Source organism: Kitasatospora sp. NPDC048298, assembly GCF_043201465.1.
In the GTDB taxonomy this organism is placed as follows: Bacteria; Actinomycetota; Actinomycetes; order Streptomycetales; family Streptomycetaceae; genus Kitasatospora.
Map to the genome: position 1 here is coordinate 1 of NZ_JBICYZ010000084.1, position 18,744 is coordinate 18,744.

Sequence of the window (18,744 nt, forward strand, 5' to 3'; positions counted from 1 at the left end):
TTTGGCACGCTGTTGAGTTCTCAAGGAACGGACGCTTCCTTCGGACTGCCTTCCAGCAGGCCCTCCGGGCTTCGTTCTTTCGTGTTTCCAGCTTACCAGATGTTTTCCGCTCCGTTTACCGGGACTTCATTCATCCGATTCCCGCTGGCGGGATTTCCTGCGAACTTCGTTCCGAAGCCTATCAAGGCTTTCGGAGTGCTCAGTCCGTGGGATTTGCTTCGTCGGAGGGCGCGCATTTCGTGAAACGCGCTCGCCTCGATTCGGCGGTGTCGTAGACACTAACGCCCGGGCCCGACTGTTGTCCAGTCAGTCCCAACCGTTCAAATCTACTAGCCCACCCACACCACGTCAATGGTTTGGTCGGGGTGAGAAGAAGAGTAGCAGGTCAGGAGCCTGTTGATCACATCGGCTCAGGCCGCGACGGGCTGGAGGTCCGCCCGGTCGGCCGCGTCCAGATCACCGGACTCGCCGTCCTCGGCGGCCTTTCGGCCCAGCACCAGGGCGTAGACGAGGAAGGCCGCCTCGGCGAGCACGCCGATGGAGATGCGGGCCCAGGTCGGCAGGACGGACGGGGTCACGAAGGCTTCGAGGACGCCGGAGACCGCCAGTACCGTCGCCAGGCCGATCGACATGCCGATGATCGCGCGGCCCTGTTCCGCCAGTGCCACCGAGCGGGTCCGCGGGCCGGGGTCGATGACGGTCCAGCCGAGGCGCAGGCCGAGGCCGCCGGCCACGAAGACCGCGGTCAGCTCCAGCAGGCCGTGCGGGATGAGCAGGCCGAGGAAGACGTCGAGGCGACCGGCGGAGGCCATCAGCCCGACGCCGACGCCGAGGTTCACCGCGTTGGTCCACATCACGTAGAGCACCGGAATGCCCAGCGCGATCCCGAACAGCAGGCACTGCACGGCGATCCAGGCGTTGTTCGTCCAGACCTGCGCCGCGAAGGAGCTGGCCGGCCGGTCCGAGTAGTACGTCTCGTACTGGCCGCCGGGGCGGGTCAGCTCCTGGAGGTGCTCGGGTGCGACCAGGCTGTTGCGGACCTCCGGGTGGGTGGCGACCCACCACGCGAGCAGGACGGTGGCGACCATCGAGACGATCGCCACCGGCACCCACCAGCGGCGCGCGCGGTACAGCGCGGCCGGGAAGCTCACCGTGTAGTAGCGGGCGACGTCCTGCCAGCCGTTGGTCCGGGCTCCGGTCACCGCACTGCGGGCGCGGGAGACCAGGCCGGTCAGCCGGCTCACCAGGGCCGGTTCGGGCGCGGCGGCCTGGACCTTGGCGAGGTGTCCGGTGGCGCGCTGGTAGAGCGTGACCAGCTCGTCGGCCTCCTCGCCGCTGAGCCGGCGCCGCCGGGCGAGGGCGTCCAGCCGGGCCCACTCCCCCTGGTGGGTGGCGACGAAGACGTCCAGGTCCATTTCGGCGGCTCCATGATCGGCGGCGGGCGCGGACGTGCGCGGGCGGGCGGGTGGGTCCAGGCTGGCGGTCCGGGCCGGCGGGTCCGGGCGGACGCGTGCGGCCCAGCATGCCAGCAGGGACTGCCGCCCGGGCCGTCGGGATCTCACTTCCCGTGCGCCCGCCGGGCCCCGTATGTTGGCGGCTGCGGATCAGACTGCGGAGAGCGGGTCACGGGGGGAGCCGGTCCGGGGTGACTGCCTCCCCCGGGTGCAGCCGTTGTCCCAGGGGTGGATCTCCATGGGCGAGCCGTACGGGCTCCAAGAACGTGAACGGACAGGTGTCTTGAGCGACCTGGTGACGGGTGAGGCGGTCGTTCTCGGCCTCCAGACGGCGAAGCTTCCGAGCAGGGCCCTGGCGATCGTGATCGACCTGTTGGTGGAGTTCGCCGCCCTGCTGGTGTTCACGCTGGTGCTGAGCGTCGCCCTGATCGGCCTCGACAACGCCGCGCTGGCCGCCACGATGATCGGCCTGACGGTGTTCTTCATGGTGGCCGTGCCGGTGATGATCGAGACCCTCACCCGCGGCCGCTCGCTCGGCAAGGCCGCGCTCGGTCTGCGGGTGGTGCGCACCGACGGCGGGCCGGTGCGGTTCCGGCACTCGCTGGTGCGCGGACTGGTCGGCTTCTTCGAGATGATCGTGCTGACCGGCGCCCCGGCCGTGATCACCTCGGCGGTGCACTCGGACGGCAAGCGGCTCGGCGACATCTTCGCCGGGACGGTGGTCGTCCGCGAGCGCACCCCGGGTGCGGGCGGTTCCGCCGCCTCGCTGCCGCCCGTGCACCCGCAGCTGCTGCAGGCGATGGGCCACGAGCTGGTCGCGATGGACCTGTCCGCCGTGCCGGAGCCGCTCTGGCTTGCCATCCGCCAACTGCTCGGCCGGGTGGGCCAGTTGGACCCCGCGGTGATGAACCAGATGTCCACCCGGCTGGCCGGGGGCCTGTCCGCCAAGATCGGCCACCCGGTCGCGCCGGGGCTGCACCCGGCGGCGTACCTGGGCGCGGTGCTCACCGAGCGCCAGCGGCGCGAGTGGACGCGGGCCCGGGAACAGCAGTGGGCGGCCGGGCCGATACCCGCCGGGGCGGTACCCGCTCAGCCGGTCCCCGCCCAGGCGCCGGCTCCTGTGCCGGCTCCGACGGTCCCGGCCGGTCGGCCCACCCGGGTCCTCGGTCTGCCGCCGCAGCAGCAGCCCGCTCCCATGCCGCCGGCCGTACCCGCGGCCCCGGCCGCGCCGGCCCCGCCCGCCGCACCGCCGGCCCCGTCCCTCGACAAGCCCGCCGCCGACACCGGCTTTGCCCCGCCCGCCTGAAGCCGGCCCGCCTAAGGCCCGCCCGCCTGAAGCCGGCCCGCCTGAGGTCCGCCCGCCTGAAGCCCGGCCACCACGCCCGTACGGGCCCGCTACTCCTCCTCTGCCCCCACCCGCCAGGCGTTCGGCGGCGACTCCAGCTCCTCCAGCTCGATCCCCTCCGCCGCCAGCACCACGTCCCCCGCCAGGTGCACGACCTGCTGCTCGCCCGTCTCCAGGTCCGCCACCTGGTACCGCTCGACCAGCAGCGGCCCCGAATCCGTCTCGTGGGTGTCGACGCCCTCCAGCAGCCACCCCTGGTCGAGGGTGCGCGGCGCCAGCACCGGCTCGGTGAAGGCCACCAGCCGCACCCGCGCGCTCGCCCCCTCCCGCAGCCGCAGCAGCCGGGCGGTGGCGACGAGGAAGCCCGGCGAGCGGCCGGTGAAGGCGTGCGCCCGGTCGTGGCCCTCCACCGCGTGCTCGCCGCCGGGGTCGGCCGCGTCGGTACGGACCCAGGCCACCCCGTCCACCGCCCCGCCGCGCACCTGCCAGCCGCCGGCCCGCAGTTCCATCCGCAGCGGCCGGGCCCGCGAGTCCAGCGTGAGGTCGGTGCTGCCGAGCACCCGGCCGTCCGGCGCGTAGGTCTTGGAGACGTACCGCCAGCCGGCCGCCCCGGGGGCGCAGCTGAAGCGCTCCTCCCCGAGCAGGACGTGGTCATGAGGGTCATGGAGCGAGTACCGGCCGTTGGGCATGCCGGAAAGCCTACGTGCGCCGCGTGCGCGCTCCGCGTGCAACCTTCCGGCCGGCGCCCGCATTAGAGCGGCGGACGGCGCGGCGGCGCGTCGCCACCACGACGAGAGGGGGTGCGGATGGCGAAGCAGACGCGCGACGTGGAGTTCACGGAGTACGTGGCCTCCAGGAGCGGCTGGCTGCGCAAGGTCGCCTATCTGCTGTGCGGGGACTGGCACCGGGCCGACGACCTGGTGCAGGAGTGCGCGACCAAGCTGTACGTGAACTGGTCACGGGCCGGCCGGGTGGAGAACCTGGACGGCTACGCCCGCAGGGTGCTGGTCAACACCTTCCTCGCCGAGCAGCGCACCTCCTGGTGGCGGCGGATCTCGCGGACCGCGACGCCGGTGGACGTCGCGTCGGTGGCCGCCGACCTCGACGCCAACCTCGACCTGCGCGAGGCGCTGGCCGCGCTGCCGCCCAGGCAGCGGGCCACCGTGGTGCTCCGGTACTACTGCGATCTCACGGTCGATCAGACCGCCGATGCGATGAGCTGCTCCTCGGGCAATGTGAAGAGCCAGACCTCACGCGCTCTCGCCACCCTCCGGACGACCCTCACCCCTCGTCCCACCACCGCCGAGAGGACGCCATGAGGACGCACGAGCAGCGTGATCTGACCGCCCGGCTGAGCGCCCTCGCCGAGGCCCCGGCGCCGCCCCCCGCACTCGACGCCTCGGCCGTGATCGCCCGCGGGCGGGTCCGGCTGCGCCGCCGCCGGCAGGCCATGATCGGCGTGGTGGCCGGGTCGACCGCCGCCGTCCTGGCCGGGGTGCTGCTGCTGCGCCCGGCCGGGGGCCCGCCCGCACCGGCCGTCCCCGCGCCCACCGCACCGGCCTCGATCACGCCGTCCCCGACCGCCGCACCGACCCCGGCGGCCGCCACCGGTCCGCTGAGCACGGAGGTCCGCTTCGGCTGGCTTCCGCAGTGGCTGGCCCACCCGGCCGTCGGCTACGCGAACAGCGACGGCCGGTCCGTCGCGACCGCGGCCACCACGACCGCCGTCCTCAACGCGGTCCCCGACCTGAAGCTGGAACTGCTGCGCGGCCCCGGCGAGTCCGTCGCCCCCGGTACGCACACCGTCACCGCGCCCGCGGTCGCCGGCCGGGAGGCCCGCTGGCTGGTCACCGACGCGTCGGGAACCACGACCGGCCTGCGCTGGCTGACCGAATCCGGCCGCTGGGCCGAACTGCGCGCCACGGTGTGGCTGGGGTCGAAGATCCAGGACGACCTGCTCCGGGTCGCCGCCGACGTCCGGTTCGGCACCTCGGACGTCCCGTTCCCGGTGCGGCCGACCGGCGTGCCCGCCGACCTCAGGCTGCGGACCGCCGAGGTCCACCGGCCCAGCAAGGACTCCGAGCCCAAGTGGAGCGCCATCCTGTCGTACACCGTCGACGACAAGTGGCTGAGCGTCACGATCCAGCCGGACGGCTTCGGGACGTTCGCGGACGGCCGGCCGAACGGCGGCACCCCGGTGTGCCGGGTCGCGAAGGGCGTCCGGCTCTGCGCCAACGGCACCGCGGCACAGGCCGCTTCCGTCCAGGCGGCCGGCGGGCTCGCCGGCCTGCTCGAACGGTTCGACGTGCTCGGCGCGGACGAGGCGTCCTGGGCCCGCTGACGCGCCCCGCACACGCCGACGGCCGGCGCCCCCGGAGAGGAGGCGCCGGCCGTCGGACCGTCAACCGGTCAGTAGCGGTACTGCTCGGCCTTGTACGGGCCCTCGACCGGAACGCCGATGTAGTCGGCCTGCTCCTGGGTCAGGGTGGTCAGCTTCACGCCCAGCGCGTCGAGGTGCAGGCGGGCGACCTTCTCGTCCAGGTGCTTCGGCAGCACGTAGACGCCGATCGGGTACTGCTCGGTCTTCGTGAACAGCTCGATCTGGGCGATCGTCTGGTTGGCGAAGGAGTTGGACATCACGAAGGACGGGTGGCCGGTCGCGTTGCCCAGGTTCAGCAGGCGGCCCTCGGACAGCATGATGATGGTGTGGCCGTCGGCGAAGCGCCACTCGTGGACCTGCGGCTTGACCTCGGTCTTCACGATGCCGGGCAGCTTCGCCAGGCCCGCGATGTCGATCTCGTTGTCGAAGTGACCGATGTTGCCGACGATCGCCTGGTGCTTCATCTGCTCCATGTGCGAGGCAAGGATGATGTCCTTGTTGCCCGTGGTGGTGATGAAGATGTCGGCGATCGAGACGACGTCCTCCAGGGTGGTCACCTGGTAGCCGTCCATCGCGGCCTGGAGCGCGCAGATCGGGTCGATCTCGGTGATGATCACGCGGGCGCCCTGGCCGCGCAGCGACTCGGCGCAGCCCTTGCCGACGTCGCCGTAGCCGCAGACGACCGCGACCTTGCCGCCGATCAGGACGTCGGTGGCGCGGTTGATGCCGTCGATCAGCGAGTGGCGGCAGCCGTACTTGTTGTCGAACTTCGACTTGGTGACGGCGTCGTTGACGTTGATGGCCGGGAACAGCAGCTTGCCGTCACGGTGCATCTCGTACAGGCGGTGGACACCGGTGGTGGTCTCCTCGGTCACGCCCTTGATCGTGGAGGCGACCTCGGTCCACTTGTTCGGGGTGTCCTTGAGGGTGCGGTTGAGCAGCTCCAGGATGATCCGGAACTCGTCGTTGTCCGCGGTGGACGGGTCCGGAGCGGCACCGGCCTTCTCGAACTCGACGCCCTTGTGGATCAGCAGGGTGGCGTCGCCGCCGTCGTCCAGGATCATGTTCGGGGTCTTGCCGTCAGGCCAGGTCAGGGCCTGCTCGGTGCACCACCAGTACTCGTCCAGGGTCTCGCCCTTCCAGGCGAAGACCGGCACGCCCTGCGGGTTCTCCGGGGTGCCCTCCGGGCCGACGGCGATGGCCGCGGCCGCGTGGTCCTGGGTGGAGAAGATGTTGCAGGAGCACCAGCGGACCTCGGCACCGAGCGCCGTCAGGGTCTCGATCAGGACGGCGGTCTGCACGGTCATGTGCAGCGAGCCGGTGATGCGGGCGCCGGCCAGCGGCTGCGACTCGGCGTACTCGGCGCGGATCGCCATCAGGCCGGGCATCTCGTGCTCGGCCAGCTGGATCTCCTTGCGGCCGAACGGCGCCAGGGAAAGGTCGGCGACCTTGAAGTCACCGGTGATGTCGGTCGACATGCGTCTGCTCCTCGCTGATGGGGTGGGGCCAAAGGTCCGGGCGTGCTTCGCGCGCGTCAGGCCGTACGGGTGCACGGCCACGCCGGGACCGCCGGATCCGCGCCGGACCGGCCTCCCGTTGCGCAGCACAAACCGTCGGAGGACCTCTCTCCCTCGACCGGCGCACACCCTACGGGTGCGGACCGCCGATCGACCGCCATCAGCAGCGACGTTCTGGCTCTGGTGACGAATCTACACCGACGGCCCCGTCGGCCGTCCGCCGATGACCGATTTCGGCCTGCGGTCCGACCGGGCCCGAGCCGGGCCCGTGACGGTCCCCCGGCCGTGGCCGGGGGACGGCTCAGTGCTCGCCGCCGGGGCCCGGGCCGCCGGGCGTGGCGGCCGGGTCGTCGCCCGCCGCGGCCTTCTCGGCGCTGTAGACGTCGGGCTCCAGGTAGATCGCCCGGGCGATCGGGACGACCGCTCGCACCCGCTCCTCGGCCGCGTCGATCGCCTCCGCGACCCGGGCGGCGCTGTCCTCGGCGTTGACGGCGATCTTGGCGGCGACCAGCAGCTCCTCGGGGCCGAGGTGCAGGGTGCGCATGTGGATCACCCCGGTGACGGTCTCGCCGTCCACCAGCGCCTCCCGGATCCGGCGCACCGAATCCTTGTTCGCCGACTCGCCGAGCAGCAGCGACTTGGTCTCCAGGGCGAGCACCACGGCGATCACCACCAGCAGGACGCCGATGCACAGGGTGCCGATGCCGTCCCAGACGCCGTCACCGGTGATCACGGTGAGCCCGACGCCGAACAGCGCCAGCACCAGGCCGATCAGCGCGCCGGCGTCCTCCAGCAGCACCACCGGCAGCTCCGGCGCCTTGGCGGTGCGGATGAACTGGGTCCAGCTCTGCTTGCCCTTGGCCTTCTCCGACTCCCGCATCGCCGTCAGGAAGGACCAGCCCTCCATGCCGATCGCGAAGATCAGCACGCCGATCGCCCAGCCCCAGGCGTCCAGCGCCTCCGGGTGGCTGATCTTGTGCCAGCCCTCGTAGATCGCGAACAGGCCACCGACGCTGAACAGCACGATGGCCACCAGGAATCCGTACACGTAGCGCTCGCGGCCGTACCCGAAGGGGTGCTCCTCGTCGGCCTCCCGGCGCGCCCGCTTGCCGCCGATCAGCAGCAGCACCTGGTTGCCGGAGTCGGCCACCGAGTGCACGCCCTCGGCGAGCATCGAGGAGGAGCCGGTGAAGCCGAAGGCGGTGAACTTGGCCGCCGCGATCGCCAGGTTCGCGGACAGTGCCGCGATCAGTGCCTTGGTGCCGCCTTCGGTACTCATGCCTCTTCTTCCTCACGGGTCGGTCAGCGTCGTCGAGCGCTTACCGTACCGGCCGGGAAGTCCCGTCCGACCGACCACCTCAGGACTGCGCGGCCGCGAGCCCCAGGTAGACGGCGGCGAAGTCGGTCAGCGCGACCAGGTCGGCCAGCGCGTGCAGCGCGTCCGGCCGGGTGCTCGCGTACTCGGTCAGCCGGACGTCGTGGGCGGCGGCCAGCCGGTGCGCCCGGGTGACGCCGAAGCTGCGCGGCCCGGCGTCCTCCTCCGGCACCTCGACCGGGCCGTCCCGCCCCTCCTCCGCCACCGGGCCGGCCGCGCCCGGGACGTGCCGCAGCAGCAGGACCTGCAGGTGCAGCGGGTCCGGCTCCTCGACCCGGTCGCGGAAGAAGTCGTCCGGGTCGGCGCCCGCGCCCAACTGCCCGGTGAACATGCCGCGGTGGGCGGTGAGCACCTGCGGCAGCGGCCCGGCCAACGCCGGGCGCCCGGCCCGGTCGGCCAGCTGGGCGGCGAACCGGGCGGCGGCCGCCCCGGCGATCGGGCCCTCGGCCCACAGCAGCGGGACCGTCCCGGCCAGCCGGGCGGCCAGGCCCTTCGCCGGGTTGGTGTACGCGGCGGCGTCCGGGCGGCAGCGCACCGCGGCGGCGTCCAGCAGGTCGGCGACGGCCGGCAGCGCGTCGTACGGGAGCTGGGTGAGGCCGATCTTCTGGGCCAGCGCCAGCATCGGGGTGAGGTGGGACCAGAGCGCCGCCGGGTCCTCGGCCGGCAGGTCCGGCTCGGCGGCCGGCACGGGCGCGAGGTCCTCGGACAGCACCGAGGCCGTGAACGGCAGCGGCAGCGCGCGCACCTGCAGCGCGGCCTCGGCCAGCGCGCTGCCGGCCGGGGCGGTGACGACGATCGCGCAGCCGCGCGCGTACGCCTGCTCGGCGAGGCTGACCAGGCCCTGCTCACCGCCGTCGGCGGAGCTGATCACCAGCAGGTCCAGCGGGCCGGCCCAGCCGGGCAGCTGCCAGCCGAGCCCGGCGGTGAAGGCGGGCCGGGCGCCGGCCCGGTCGGCGCGCGGGGCGGCCGCCTCGGTCGGCGGCAGCGCCGTGACCAGGGAGCCCGTGCCGGCCAGCGCGGACAGCATCTCGGCGGCGGTCAGCGCGCTGCCGTGCCCGGCGACCAGGACGGCGCGCGGACGGCCGTCCGGACGCAGCCGGTCGAGGCCGGCCGACTCGGCCTGCCGCAACGCGGTGCGGACCCGCGCGCCGGCGCCGGCCAGGGCCAGCAGGGCGCGGTCGTGGTCGGCGCGCTGGAGCGCGGCCGGGTCGTCGAGCAGGGTGTCGTCGAGCATGCGGCGAACCTCCGGCTGCGGTCCTCTGGGCGCGCGCTCCGCTGCGCGCCGGGCGGTCGGGGTGGGGCTTCGCCCCCAGGATCACGCCGGGCGGCGGGCCTCGTCCACCAGGAGGACCGGAATGCCCTCGCGGACCGGGTACGCGAGGCCGCAGTCCGCACCGGTGCAGACCAGCTCGGGCTGCTCCTCGGTGCCGCCCTCGGCGAGCGCGGCCCGGCACTGCGGGCAGACCAGGATCTCCAGCAGGAAGGATTCGAGCTTCATGGGGCTCTCCAAAGTTCGGGGGTGGCACGGAGGTGCCCCGGCCGATAGGAAACCCTACCGGCCGGGGCACCGGGGCCCGTGGTCAGGCGCGGGGCTCGGACCGTGGCCCCCGGGCCTCGGGGCTCAGCCGCGGACGACGGCGAGCACGCCGTCGCGCAGCTCGGCCATCTTCGCCGGGTCCTTGGCCTCGACGTTCAGGCGCAGCAGCGGCTCCGTGTTGGAGGCGCGCAGGTTGAACCACCAGTCCGGGCCGGCCACGGTCAGGCCGTCCAGCTCGTCCACCGTGGTGCCCTCGCCGCCGGCGAAGGCGGCGCGGACGGCGGCGGTGCTGGCGGCCTGGTCGGCCACCGTGCTGTTGATCTCGCCGGAGGCGGCGTAGCGGTCGTACTCGGCGGTGAGCGCGGACAGCGTGCCCGGCTGCCCGCCGAGCGCGGCCAGCACGTGCAGCGCGGCGAGCATGCCGGTGTCGGCGCGCCAGAAGTCGCGGAAGTAGTAGTGGGCGGAGTGCTCGCCGCCGAAGACGGCGTCGGTCTCGGCCATCTCCTGCTTGATGAAGGAGTGGCCGACCCGGGTGCGCACCGGCTTGGCGCCGAGCTCGCGGACCACCTCGGGGACGGTCCAGGAGGTGATCAGGTTGTGGATGACCGTCGGCTCGGCCTCGCCGGCGGCCTTGGCGCGGGCGACCTCGCGGACGGCCACCAGGGCGGTGATCGCCGACGGGGAGACCGGCTCGCCGCGCTCGTCCACGACGAAGCAGCGGTCGGCGTCGCCGTCGAAGGCCAGGCCCACGTCGGCGCCGACCTCGCGGACCTTGGCCTGGAGGTCGACCAGGTTCTTCGGGTCGAGCGGGTTCGCCTCGTGGTTCGGGAAGGTGCCGTCCAGCTCGAAGTACATCGGGACGAGCTCGATCGGCAGGCCGTCGAAGACGGTCGGCACGGTGTGGCCGCCCATGCCGTTGCCGGCGTCCACCGCGACCTTGAGCGGGCGGATCCCGGTGAGGTCGACCAGGCCCAGCAGGTGGTCGGCGTAGCCGCGCAGGGTGTCCTGGGCGGACAGCGCGCCCGGCTTCACGTCCTTGACCGGGACGGTGACGGTGTCGTCCTCGGCGGTCCAGGACTCGACCAGCTCGCGGATCTCGGCCAGGCCGGTGTCCTGGCCGACCGGGGCGGCGCCGGCCCGGCACAGCTTGATGCCGTTGTACTGCGCCGGGTTGTGGCTGGCGGTGAACATCGCGCCGGGCAGGTCGAGCTTGCCGCTGGCGTAGTACAGCTGGTCGGTGGAGCACAGCCCGATCTGCACCACGTCGGCGCCGTAGGCCGCCGCACCCTCGGCGAAGGCCAGGCTCAGCGACGGGGAGGAGGGCCGCATGTCGTGCCCGACCACGATCGCGGACGCGCCGGTGACCTGCACGAACGCGGCACCGAAGGCCCGGGACAGGCTCTCGTCCCACTGGTCCGGGACGACGCCCCGGACGTCGTACGCCTTCACGAGCTGCTTGAGGTCGCGCACTGCGGCTCCACCCTGGTCTTAGGACCGATCACGATACGTCTGGGCCACCGCGCGTCCGGTCGACGGGCGCGGTGACGGTAGACGGGCAGCGTACCCGGGCCGGACGAACGCCCCGTGCCGGGTGAGGGATCAGTTGTCGGGCGAGCGCAGGACCCGGAGGTGGCCGCGGCGGCCGCCCTCGGTGGACTCGCCCTCGGGGAACCGGCCCTGACGGTGGGTCTGCGGGCGGGCGGCCTCGCGCACGGCGTTGGCCAGCGCCTCCAGGTCGTCGCTGCTGCGGCGCAGCGGCCCGGCCTCCGCGGCGAGCCGGACGACCTCCCAGCCGCGCGGGGCGGTGAGGCGCTCGGCGTGCTCGGCGCACAGGTCGTAGCAGTGCGGCTCGGCGTAGGTGGCGAGCGGGCCGAGGACGGCGGTGGAGTCCGCGTAGACGTACGTCAGCGTCGCGACGGCCGGCCGGCCGCACGCGGTCCGCGAACAACGACGTACAGAGCTCACGAGGGTGGACGGTACCGCACTCCCCGCCGGGGAGCGAAGACCGGCTGCCCGGAGGGGGTGCCGTGTCGCCCTCCGGGCGCCGGGGCCGCGGATCCGGCGCCCCGTGTGATTCCCCGTCGGAGTGGTCCACTTCCGACCGTCCAAGGACTACCCTCGGCAGTGATATGGACAGCTCCGCACCGCAGTCATCGACAGGCCCGGCGCGCCGCCCCCGGCACCGCGACCGGCACGGGCGGGGCCTGCGCGGCCCGCTGGCGCCGCCCCAGGTGCCGATCTCGCTCACCCGCTCCGAACTGTTCGACGACTACGTGCGCGAGTCGGTGGAGCGCCTCGAGCGGCGTTGGCCGCAGCTGATCGAGGTGGAGTTCGCCGTGCAGGAGGTGCCGCTGCACGAGCCGGACGGCGCCGACCCCGAGGACGGCGTGCCGCTCGGGCGGGTGTCGCCGGGCGGGCAGGGGCGCAAGAGCCAGATCGTGGTGTACCGGCGGCCGGTGGAGATCCGGGCGAAGACCCGGGAGGACCGCGCGGCGCTGGTGCACGAGATCCTGATCGAGCAGGTCGCCGAGCTGCTGGGGCTGTCGCCGGACGCCATCGACCCGCGCTACGACGAGGACTGAACCCCGACGGGGGCGGCACCCGGTGGTGCCGCCCCCGTCGTCCGCCCTGAGCGGGACGGCTCAGCGCAGGACGACGCCCGGGTCCTGACCGGCCTGCGGGACCTTGACGGTGCTGCGGTCGTCGCGCAGCGCCTGGACGGTGAACATCGGCACGTCCTTCGTCGGCAGGGACAGCATCCGGGCGGCCACCACGGGGCCGCCGGAGACGGTCTCCACGGTGAGCGCGAAGGTCCCGTTCAGCCCGGCGGGCTCGGGTGCCGGGAGGGCGACCGTGCCGCCGGCCGGGACCTGGACCTCCTTGGTGGCCGGGGTGCCGCCGCCGCTGCCGGCCGAGGCGGTGACCCGGACGGTGGCGGCGTCGCCGCTGGAGGTCAGGTAGAGCGTGGAGGCGCCGGCCCGGTTGTCGGCGACGGTGGCGCGGGCGCCGACCGGGTTGCTGCCGGCCAGCCAGGCCGCGTCGGTCTTGCCGTTGGCCGCCGCCCGGTCGACCCGCAGTCCGGCCACGATCGGGGTGCGGTGCTTGTCGTCGCTGGGCGACAGCCGCAGCCCGGCGACCTCGTCCCGGGTGACCTTGCCGAGGTCGACGGCGGCCACCATGCCCGCCTTGACGTGGATCGACTCGTTGCCGGCCGGGCTGAACCAGCCGTTCTTGCCGGACAGCTGGATCTTCAGGTCGGCGTCGTCCTCCGGCGGCGCCCAGACCACCAGGCGGGCCGAGGCGGTGTCGGCGGGCAGGCCGGGCAGTACCTGGACGGGGGCCGGGTCGGCCGAGGCCGGGACCCAGTCGGCGCCCTTGCCGCTGTCGGCGGCGTGCAGCGCGGCCCCGACCCGCCCGGAGCGCGCCACCACGTGCACCGCGAGGTCGGCGACCGCGCCCTTGCTGATGGTCGACAGCAGGATGGCCTGGGAGCTGCCGGGCGGGACGGTGATCCCGTTGGCGGCGTCGTTGTCGATCAGGCCCTTGTCGCCGTACAGCTTGATGTCCACCACCGCGGCGGAGGACTCGGTGTTGACCAGGCTGACGTAGTCGACCCGGTCGGCGGCGGTGCTGGCCCCGGCGAACCAGAAGCCGGTCCCGGCCGGGGTGCAGGTGAGGCCGGACAGGCCGAGGCCGCGTGGCTCGGTGACCACCGTGCTCTGGGTGACGGTGAAGCCGGGGGCGAGGACGCCGGTGGCGACGGCCCCGGTGCCGGGCGCGGCGTCGCCGTTGGCGGCCGGGCCGGTGGCCGGGGTGCCGGGCTTGGGCACGGTCAGCCGGGCGTCGGCGGGTGCCGCGTTCCTGTCCTGGGCCGGGGCGGCGGGGGCGCCCGAGCCGGTCGGCGCCGGGGTGGCGGGCGCCGCCGGAGCGGTGGTCGGCTGGGCGGTGGGCGCGGCGGGCGCGGCCGCGTCGGAGAGCCAGCCGGCCCCGCCGGTGGCGGAGCCCGTCCCGGGCGGGGTGTAGGCGGTGAGCGTGGTCGAGCCGGTCAGGCCCTGGAGCGGCTGCGGGCAGACCGCGGACGTCCGCTCCACCTGCGCGGTGGTCGGCGCCACGCCGGCGGCCGCCTTGGCCGGAGCGGCCGGCGGGCGCACCTCGGCGATCCCGAACACCGCCGCGAGCACCACGGCCGCGGCGAGCAGCGACGGGGTGGTCCTGGCCGCGCCGCCGGCCCCGGCGGCGAACCGGCTGCGGCCCGGACGGGCCGCCGGGGCCGGCCCGGACGGCTCCGCCGCGAAGGCGGGCCCGGCCTGCTCGGCGGCCGCGTCGGCGCCGGACTTCTTCCTGAACGCGGGCTTCTTCATCGCGGGCTTCTTCATCGCGGGTCAGCTCCCCGATCCGTGCTGGTGCGGGTACCGGCCGGGGCCGTTGGGGTCGTTCGGGTCGTAGTAGGGCTCGGGCTGCTGCCCGCCGGGCCCCCAGGGCTGCCCGTCCGGCTGCGGCTGGTGACCCTGGTACCCGTGGGCGTCGTAGCCGTACGGCTGCTGCTCGGGCTGGTACGACTGCTCGTAGCCCTGCTGCTGTTGCTGGTAGCCGTCGTACGTCTGCCCGCCGTACGGTGCGGCGACCGGCTGCTGGGCCGCGTACTGGTCGTAGCTGTACGGGTCGGCCTGCTGGTACGCCTGGTACGGGTCGCTGTACTGCTCGGCGTCCTGGACGGCGGCGGCCGCCTGGACGGCTCCGGTCAGCGGCTCGGCGGTCGGCTGGGCCGGGATCGCGCCCGGCCTGTCGTACACCCCGGACTCCTCGGCGCCGCCCTCGGTGCCCTCGCCGGCCTCGCCGCGCTCGGCCATCCGGCGGGCCCGGCGGCTGCCGGGCGCGGGGGCCTGCGTCTGGGCGGCGGCCAGCGCGGCGGCGGCGACCACCTCCTCGGGCAGGTCGTCGTCCTTGTGGCTGCGGCGGCCGGGCAGGGCCAGCACCAGGATGGTGAGGCCGAGCAGCACCTGGGCCCAGATCCAGCCGGTGTGGGCGGCGCCGCCCTCCCGGGTGACGGCCAGCTTGCCGCCGGCGGCCGGGAGCTTGAAGCCCTGCGCCCAGCCGTCGACCGTGGTGGGCTCCAGCGCGGTGCCGTCCACGGTGGCCTTCCACTCCGGGGCGGCGGACTCGGCGAGTCGCAGCACCCGGCCGTCCGGGCCGGCCGGGACGGTGGTGGACAGGTCGCGGGTGCCGGACGGGACGACCACCGGGGTGGCGCCCGGGGCGGTGATCACCGCGCGGACCGCGGGGGCGCCGTTGACCTGCCAGAGCGCGGCGGCGCCGTCCTGGTTGGCCTTGACCAGGCCGGGGGTGGTGTCCAGGACGTCCTTGTAGACGTCGATCACCGGCTGCTGGACCAGCACGTAGGCGATGCCGTAGCCGGCCAGGGCGCTCGCCTGGTCGGCGCCGGAGCCGGCCAGCAGGCTGCCGACCATCCGGTTCAGGCCGTCCTGGGTGCCGGTCGCCGGGTCGACGGTGGACTCGGCCTGGCCGAGCGTCAGACCGGCGCCGCGCAGCACGGTGTAGCGGACCGCTCCGCCGTTCCTGTCGCCGGTGACGACGAGGGTGCGGGCCCGGTCGGTGGTGCCGGCCTCCTCGGCGATGAAGGCGGGGACCTGGTCGGCCTGGCCGCGGTGCAGCGGACCGCCGGCGCCGGTCAGCGCCCACCACAGGCCGGTGCCGAGCGGGGCCAGGACGGCCGCGGCCACCACCAGGGCGGCCACCGGCTGGCGCCAGCCGAAGGCGATCCCGGCGACGCGGGCGTTGGCGCCGTCGGCGCCGATCGCGGCGGCGGCCAGCAGGGCGATCCCGGCGATCAGGGTGGCAGGGCCGGCCCAGGCGGGCACCGCAGGGCCGCCGGAGGCCGGGGTGACGGAGGTGCCCGCCACCGCGACCGCGAAGACCAGGCCGGCGCCGGCCGCGCCCCAGGCCACGAGCACCGCGCGGCGGCGGTCGGCGCGCAGCAGCGCGGCCAGCGCGGCCAGCACGACACCCGCCGAGAGCCAGATCGGCGGCACTCCGGCGCCGCCCGGGTTGACCAGCAGCAGGCCGGGCGCGCTCGCGCCGGTGCCGTGCAGGCCGGGCAGCCCGGCCTCCAGCAGCAGCCACTGCGGGTGCGACAGCACCTTGAGCGACCACGGGGCCAGCACCGCGACCGGCACCGCCAGGATCACCAGGACGCGCAGGCCGAGCAGCCGCAGCGCAGCGCCGCCGGATCCGAAGGCGCCGCCGCGCACCACCGCGACGACCAGCATCGCCAGGCAGAGCGGCACCGCGAGCGCCCACGTTATCGGGACGAACGCGGTGGCCAGGGTGAGCAGCAGGACGGTCATCCAGACCGGGCGCCAGCCCGGGCGGGCGCCCTTGGCGGCGCTCTCGTCGCGGATGCCGAGGCCGGCCGCGATGGCGGCGGCGCGGGCCAGCGGCGGCAGCAGCACGGCGAGCACGGCGGTGCCGATCCGGCCCTGGGCGAGCGCGCCGGTCGCGGCGGGCAGCAGCGCGTAGGTGGCGCTGGCCCAGGCGCGGACCAGCTTGGAGTCCAGCAGCGGCCGGGACACCAGGTAGGCGCTGACCGCGGACAGCGGGACGGCGAGCACCACGAGCAGGGTGAGCGCGAGGTCGGCGTGGTCGAACAGCAGCCAGGAGAGCACCGCGAGCACGCCGAGGTACGGCGGTGCGGCGGCGGTGGAGCCGGTGCCGACCGGGTGCCAGGAGTCCGCGTACATCGACCAGAGGCCGCCGGCCCCGTCGGCCGCGGGCAGCAGGGCGCCACCGAACAGTTCCCCGCCGGCGAGCAGGCCGCGGCAGGCGATCAGGGCGAACACCAGCAGGGCCGCGAACAGCACCGGCGCCGGGCGCCGGGCGAGCTTCTTGAGCAGCGTGAACTGCTCGACGACCAGGTCCTCGGCGTCCTCGTCGCCGCCGGCCTCGGCCGAGCCGTGTCGGCCGCCGGTGTCGTCGCCGCCCCCGATCCCGAGCGAGCCGATGACGCCCTCGACCGCCAGCCGGGTGGTGGCGCCGGGGGCCGGGAAGAGCGTGCGGTCGTCCAGGGCGTCCGCCGACCGGGACTTGGCGCGGCGCTTGCGCGCGGCCAACAGCCGTGGGAGGCGGACGAGTTCGTGGCCGAGGCCGGCGAGTTCGTCGAACGCCTGACGCGGGTCCTTGCCGAGCAGGTTGGTGACGGCCCGCACCAGGGTGCCGAGCACCAGCCGCAGCAGGACGTAGGGGAAGAGCGCGCCCTTGCTGTTGGCGAGCAGGGTGTAGACGGCGCCGGCCTTGTCCACCCGGTGCGGGTGGGAGGGGCCGCAGTCGATCGCCCGGCGCTCGCGGGCGGCCGCCTCGGCGTGCCGCAGCACGGCGTCGGGGGCGACCACCACCCGGTGGCCGGCGGCGTTGACCCGCCAGCAGAAGTCGGTGTCGTCCCGCATCAGCGGGAGGGCCCGGTCGAAGCCGCCGAGCTCCTCGAAGACGTCCCGGCGCACCAGCATGCCGGCGCTGGAGACGGCGAGCACCGGGCGGACCTGGTCGTGCTGGCCCTGGTCCTGCTCGCGGCGGTCGAGGCCGGTCCAGCGGCGGCCGGAGCGGGCGATGGTGACGCCGACCTCCAGGAGCTGGCGGCGGTCGTACCAGCTGCGCAGCTTGGGGCCGACCACGGCGGCGCTGGGGGTGGAGTCGGCGACCTGGAGCAGTCGGCGCAGCGCGTCGGTCTGCGGCTCGCAGTCGTCGTGCAGCAGCCAGAGCCACTCGACCGGCCGGGTCTCGCGCGGGCCGCCGCGGCCGAGGTCGTCCTCCTGGGCGAGCGGGTCGCCGAAGTCGTCCCAGCCGCCGGTGACCGGGTCGTAGCCGGAGGGGTCGAGCCGGTACGGCAGATCCTCCGGGCGCAGGGGCGCGCTGCCGGCCACGGCCTCGGCGACGGCGGTGCCGAAGCCGGCCCGGCGGCCGAGGACCAGCGGGCCGCTCTCGGGCAGCCAGTCGGCGAGGGTGTCCGCGAGCAGTTGCGGAGAGTTGTCGGTGGATCCGGTGTCGACCGCGAGGATCCGCTGGACCTGGCGGTCCTGACCGAGCAGGCCGGCCAGGGCCTGCGGGAGCCAGCGGGCGCCGTCGTGCGAGACGACCACGGCGGTGACCAGGTGGCGCGGGTAGGCGGGCGGCCGGGAAGCGGTGAAGCCGCTCTGGTGGCTGTAGACGGTCATCGAGTGCGCGGGCCCCAGTTCTCGGTGGACACAGCCGGTGAACGGCAACCGGATGGCGCACCACACTAACGGCTCCTGGTGACCGCTTCGTCCGGGGTGTGCGTGCGGGGACGGTGAAAGGGGCTCCGGGAACGCGAAAGCGCCCCACCACCGCGGTGAGGCGCCCGTACAGCTGTGCGGTTGTCCCTCGTTGTCGAAGGGTCAGCGGGACCGGGGGCGTCCGGTCAGACCGCGCTCTTCTTGAGCCGACGGCGCTCGCGCTCGGAGAGACCGCCCCAGATGCCGAAGCGCTCGTCATTGGCGAGGGCGTACTCCAGGCACTCCGAGCGGACCTCGCAAGCGAGGCAGACCTTCTTCGCCTCGCGGGTCGAGCCACCCTTCTCGGGGAAGAAGGACTCGGGGTCGGTCTGCGCGCACAACGCCCGCTCCTGCCAACCGAGTTCCTCCTCGTCCTCCGCGATGCCGTCCCCGATCAACAGCTCAAAGAGCTCGCTCATGTGGCGCGCCTCCTCTGCCCCTACTTGGCGTCCCCGTGGTTGCCGTTGCCTCCTGCGGCTGACGACACGAGTGAAATTACAGTTGCGTCACTCTGGCCCAGTCAAGCCGAGCTCTGGTATTGGGGCCGGGATTCACTCCCTGGCACCAAGCCGTTACGAATAGTGTACATATCCGGACACATCGGACCATCCGCCTCAAGGTCCTGAACGGTGCCGAACCATCCGCAACCACTCGCCGGGTGACGCACGATCACCGCCACAAGGCCGGTCATCGGCCTGCCTTCCCGGCGATCTTCCCATCGAAACATAGAGAGTGATGAATCACCCCATCAGGGAAAGATCCGGACCTAACCCACTCGAATGCCGCATCATTGCGTTTGACACCGGCCCTACGGATGCGGTGTCCTTGCTGCT

The 18,744-nt window shown here is 74.1% G+C and carries 16 protein-coding genes; 5 read left to right on the forward strand and 11 right to left on the reverse strand.

All coding sequences use genetic code 11. The features are described from left to right. The coding region (locus ACGF0D_RS38370; RefSeq protein WP_392924516.1) for a hypothetical protein at nt 1-275 on the forward strand (275 nt) is incomplete at its 5' end. Between the two features lie 135 nt (nt 276-410). Here ACGF0D_RS38370 and ACGF0D_RS38375 read toward each other — a convergent pair. Further along, nucleotides 411-1,415: a stage II sporulation protein M gene (locus ACGF0D_RS38375; RefSeq protein ID WP_392924518.1), complete on the reverse strand. Its 1,005-nt coding sequence runs from the start codon at nt 1,413-1,415 to the stop codon at nt 411-413. Between the two features lie 322 nt (nt 1,416-1,737). Between ACGF0D_RS38375 and ACGF0D_RS38380 the strand changes: the two genes are divergently transcribed. After that, a complete protein-coding gene (locus ACGF0D_RS38380) occupies nt 1,738-2,760 on the forward strand; it encodes an RDD family protein (protein ID WP_392924521.1) in 1,023 nt (340 codons plus the stop codon). Nucleotides 2,761-2,849: 89 nt separating this feature from the next. On the opposite strand, the gene ACGF0D_RS38385 is transcribed toward ACGF0D_RS38380, so the two are convergent. Further along, nucleotides 2,850-3,488, reverse strand: a complete 639-nt coding sequence (locus ACGF0D_RS38385; RefSeq protein ID WP_392924524.1) for a hypothetical protein — start codon at nt 3,486-3,488, stop codon at nt 2,850-2,852. 117 nt (nt 3,489-3,605) lie between these two features. Between ACGF0D_RS38385 and ACGF0D_RS38390 the strand changes: the two genes are divergently transcribed. Next, nucleotides 3,606-4,118 carry a SigE family RNA polymerase sigma factor gene (locus ACGF0D_RS38390; protein WP_392884469.1) on the forward strand — a complete coding sequence of 171 codons (513 nt, stop codon included), beginning with the start codon at nt 3,606-3,608 and terminating at the stop codon, nt 4,116-4,118. Continuing rightward, entirely contained in the window at nt 4,115-5,140 is a 1,026-nt protein-coding gene (locus ACGF0D_RS38395) for a hypothetical protein (protein ID WP_392924527.1), read from the forward strand. The genes ACGF0D_RS38390 and ACGF0D_RS38395 overlap by 4 nt, the downstream gene beginning before the upstream one ends. Nucleotides 5,141-5,208: 68 nt before the next feature. Here ACGF0D_RS38395 and ahcY read toward each other — a convergent pair whose 3' ends face one another. The 6 genes from ahcY to ACGF0D_RS38425 form a co-directional block, all read right to left on the reverse strand. After that, nucleotides 5,209-6,657: an adenosylhomocysteinase gene (gene ahcY / locus ACGF0D_RS38400; RefSeq protein WP_392884466.1), complete on the reverse strand. Its 1,449-nt coding sequence runs from the start codon at nt 6,655-6,657 to the stop codon at nt 5,209-5,211. 340 nt (nt 6,658-6,997) lie between these two features. Then, nucleotides 6,998-7,975, reverse strand: coding sequence for a cation diffusion facilitator family transporter (locus ACGF0D_RS38405; RefSeq protein WP_392924530.1), 978 nt, complete (start codon nt 7,973-7,975; stop codon nt 6,998-7,000). 79 nt (nt 7,976-8,054) lie between these two features. Further along, on the reverse strand, nt 8,055-9,305 hold the full coding sequence (locus tag ACGF0D_RS38410; RefSeq protein ID WP_392924532.1) for an SIS domain-containing protein: 1,251 nt from the start codon (nt 9,303-9,305) through the stop codon (nt 8,055-8,057). Nucleotides 9,306-9,386: 81 nt separating this feature from the next. Next, nucleotides 9,387-9,569: a Trm112 family protein gene (locus ACGF0D_RS38415; protein WP_224284587.1), complete on the reverse strand. Its 183-nt coding sequence runs from the start codon at nt 9,567-9,569 to the stop codon at nt 9,387-9,389. Nucleotides 9,570-9,692: 123 nt separating this feature from the next. After that, entirely contained in the window at nt 9,693-11,078 is a 1,386-nt protein-coding gene (locus ACGF0D_RS38420; protein ID WP_392924535.1) for a phosphomannomutase/phosphoglucomutase, read from the reverse strand. A gap of 129 nt (nt 11,079-11,207) precedes the next feature. Further along, nucleotides 11,208-11,573 carry a DUF3499 domain-containing protein gene (locus ACGF0D_RS38425; protein WP_392884460.1) on the reverse strand — a complete coding sequence of 122 codons (366 nt, stop codon included), beginning with the start codon at nt 11,571-11,573 and terminating at the stop codon, nt 11,208-11,210. Between the two features lie 164 nt (nt 11,574-11,737). On the opposite strand from ACGF0D_RS38425, the gene ACGF0D_RS38430 reads away from it, so the two are divergent. Further along, nucleotides 11,738-12,190, forward strand: coding sequence for a metallopeptidase family protein (locus ACGF0D_RS38430; protein ID WP_392884459.1), 453 nt, complete (start codon nt 11,738-11,740; stop codon nt 12,188-12,190). A 60-nt stretch (nt 12,191-12,250) separates the two neighbouring features. Here the strand turns inward: ACGF0D_RS38430 and ACGF0D_RS38435 are convergent, their stop codons facing one another. The 3 genes from ACGF0D_RS38435 to ACGF0D_RS38445 all read right to left on the reverse strand — a co-directional run bounded on the left by ACGF0D_RS38435 (nt 12,251) and on the right by ACGF0D_RS38445 (nt 18,330). After that, nucleotides 12,251-13,984, reverse strand: a complete 1,734-nt coding sequence (locus ACGF0D_RS38435) for a DUF5719 family protein (RefSeq protein ID WP_392924538.1) — start codon at nt 13,982-13,984, stop codon at nt 12,251-12,253. A 6-nt stretch (nt 13,985-13,990) separates the two neighbouring features. Next, the gene (locus tag ACGF0D_RS38440; RefSeq protein WP_392924541.1) at nt 13,991-17,899 is read right to left on the reverse strand and encodes a glycosyltransferase family 2 protein; all 3,909 of its coding nucleotides are present in this window, start codon (nt 17,897-17,899) and stop codon (nt 13,991-13,993) included. Between the two features lie 158 nt (nt 17,900-18,057). After that, complete coding sequence (locus ACGF0D_RS38445; protein ID WP_030062195.1) at nt 18,058-18,330, reverse strand: WhiB family transcriptional regulator; 273 nt, start codon at nt 18,328-18,330, stop codon at nt 18,058-18,060. Nucleotides 18,331-18,744 lie beyond the last annotated feature (414 nt).

Bases quoted from the DNA above. Each gene is read 5' to 3' on its own strand.
- ACGF0D_RS38375 (WP_392924518.1), bottom strand. From the start codon at position 1,415: ATGGACCTGGACGTCTTCGTCGCCACCCACCAGGGGGAGTGGGCCCGG.
- ACGF0D_RS38385 (WP_392924524.1), bottom strand. From the start codon at position 3,488: ATGCCCAACGGCCGGTACTCGCTCCATGACCCTCATGACCACGTCCTG.
- ACGF0D_RS38390 (WP_392884469.1), top strand. From the start codon at position 3,606: ATGGCGAAGCAGACGCGCGACGTGGAGTTCACGGAGTACGTGGCCTCC.
- ACGF0D_RS38395 (WP_392924527.1), top strand. From the start codon at position 4,115: ATGAGGACGCACGAGCAGCGTGATCTGACCGCCCGGCTGAGCGCCCTC.
- ahcY (WP_392884466.1), bottom strand. From the start codon at position 6,657: ATGTCGACCGACATCACCGGTGACTTCAAGGTCGCCGACCTTTCCCTG.
- ACGF0D_RS38405 (WP_392924530.1), bottom strand. From the start codon at position 7,975: ATGAGTACCGAAGGCGGCACCAAGGCACTGATCGCGGCACTGTCCGCG.
- ACGF0D_RS38410 (WP_392924532.1), bottom strand. From the start codon at position 9,305: ATGCTCGACGACACCCTGCTCGACGACCCGGCCGCGCTCCAGCGCGCC.
- ACGF0D_RS38415 (WP_224284587.1), bottom strand. From the start codon at position 9,569: ATGAAGCTCGAATCCTTCCTGCTGGAGATCCTGGTCTGCCCGCAGTGC.
- ACGF0D_RS38430 (WP_392884459.1), top strand. From the start codon at position 11,738: ATGGACAGCTCCGCACCGCAGTCATCGACAGGCCCGGCGCGCCGCCCC.
- ACGF0D_RS38435 (WP_392924538.1), bottom strand. From the start codon at position 13,984: ATGAAGAAGCCCGCGATGAAGAAGCCCGCGTTCAGGAAGAAGTCCGGC.
- ACGF0D_RS38445 (WP_030062195.1), bottom strand. From the start codon at position 18,330: ATGAGCGAGCTCTTTGAGCTGTTGATCGGGGACGGCATCGCGGAGGAC.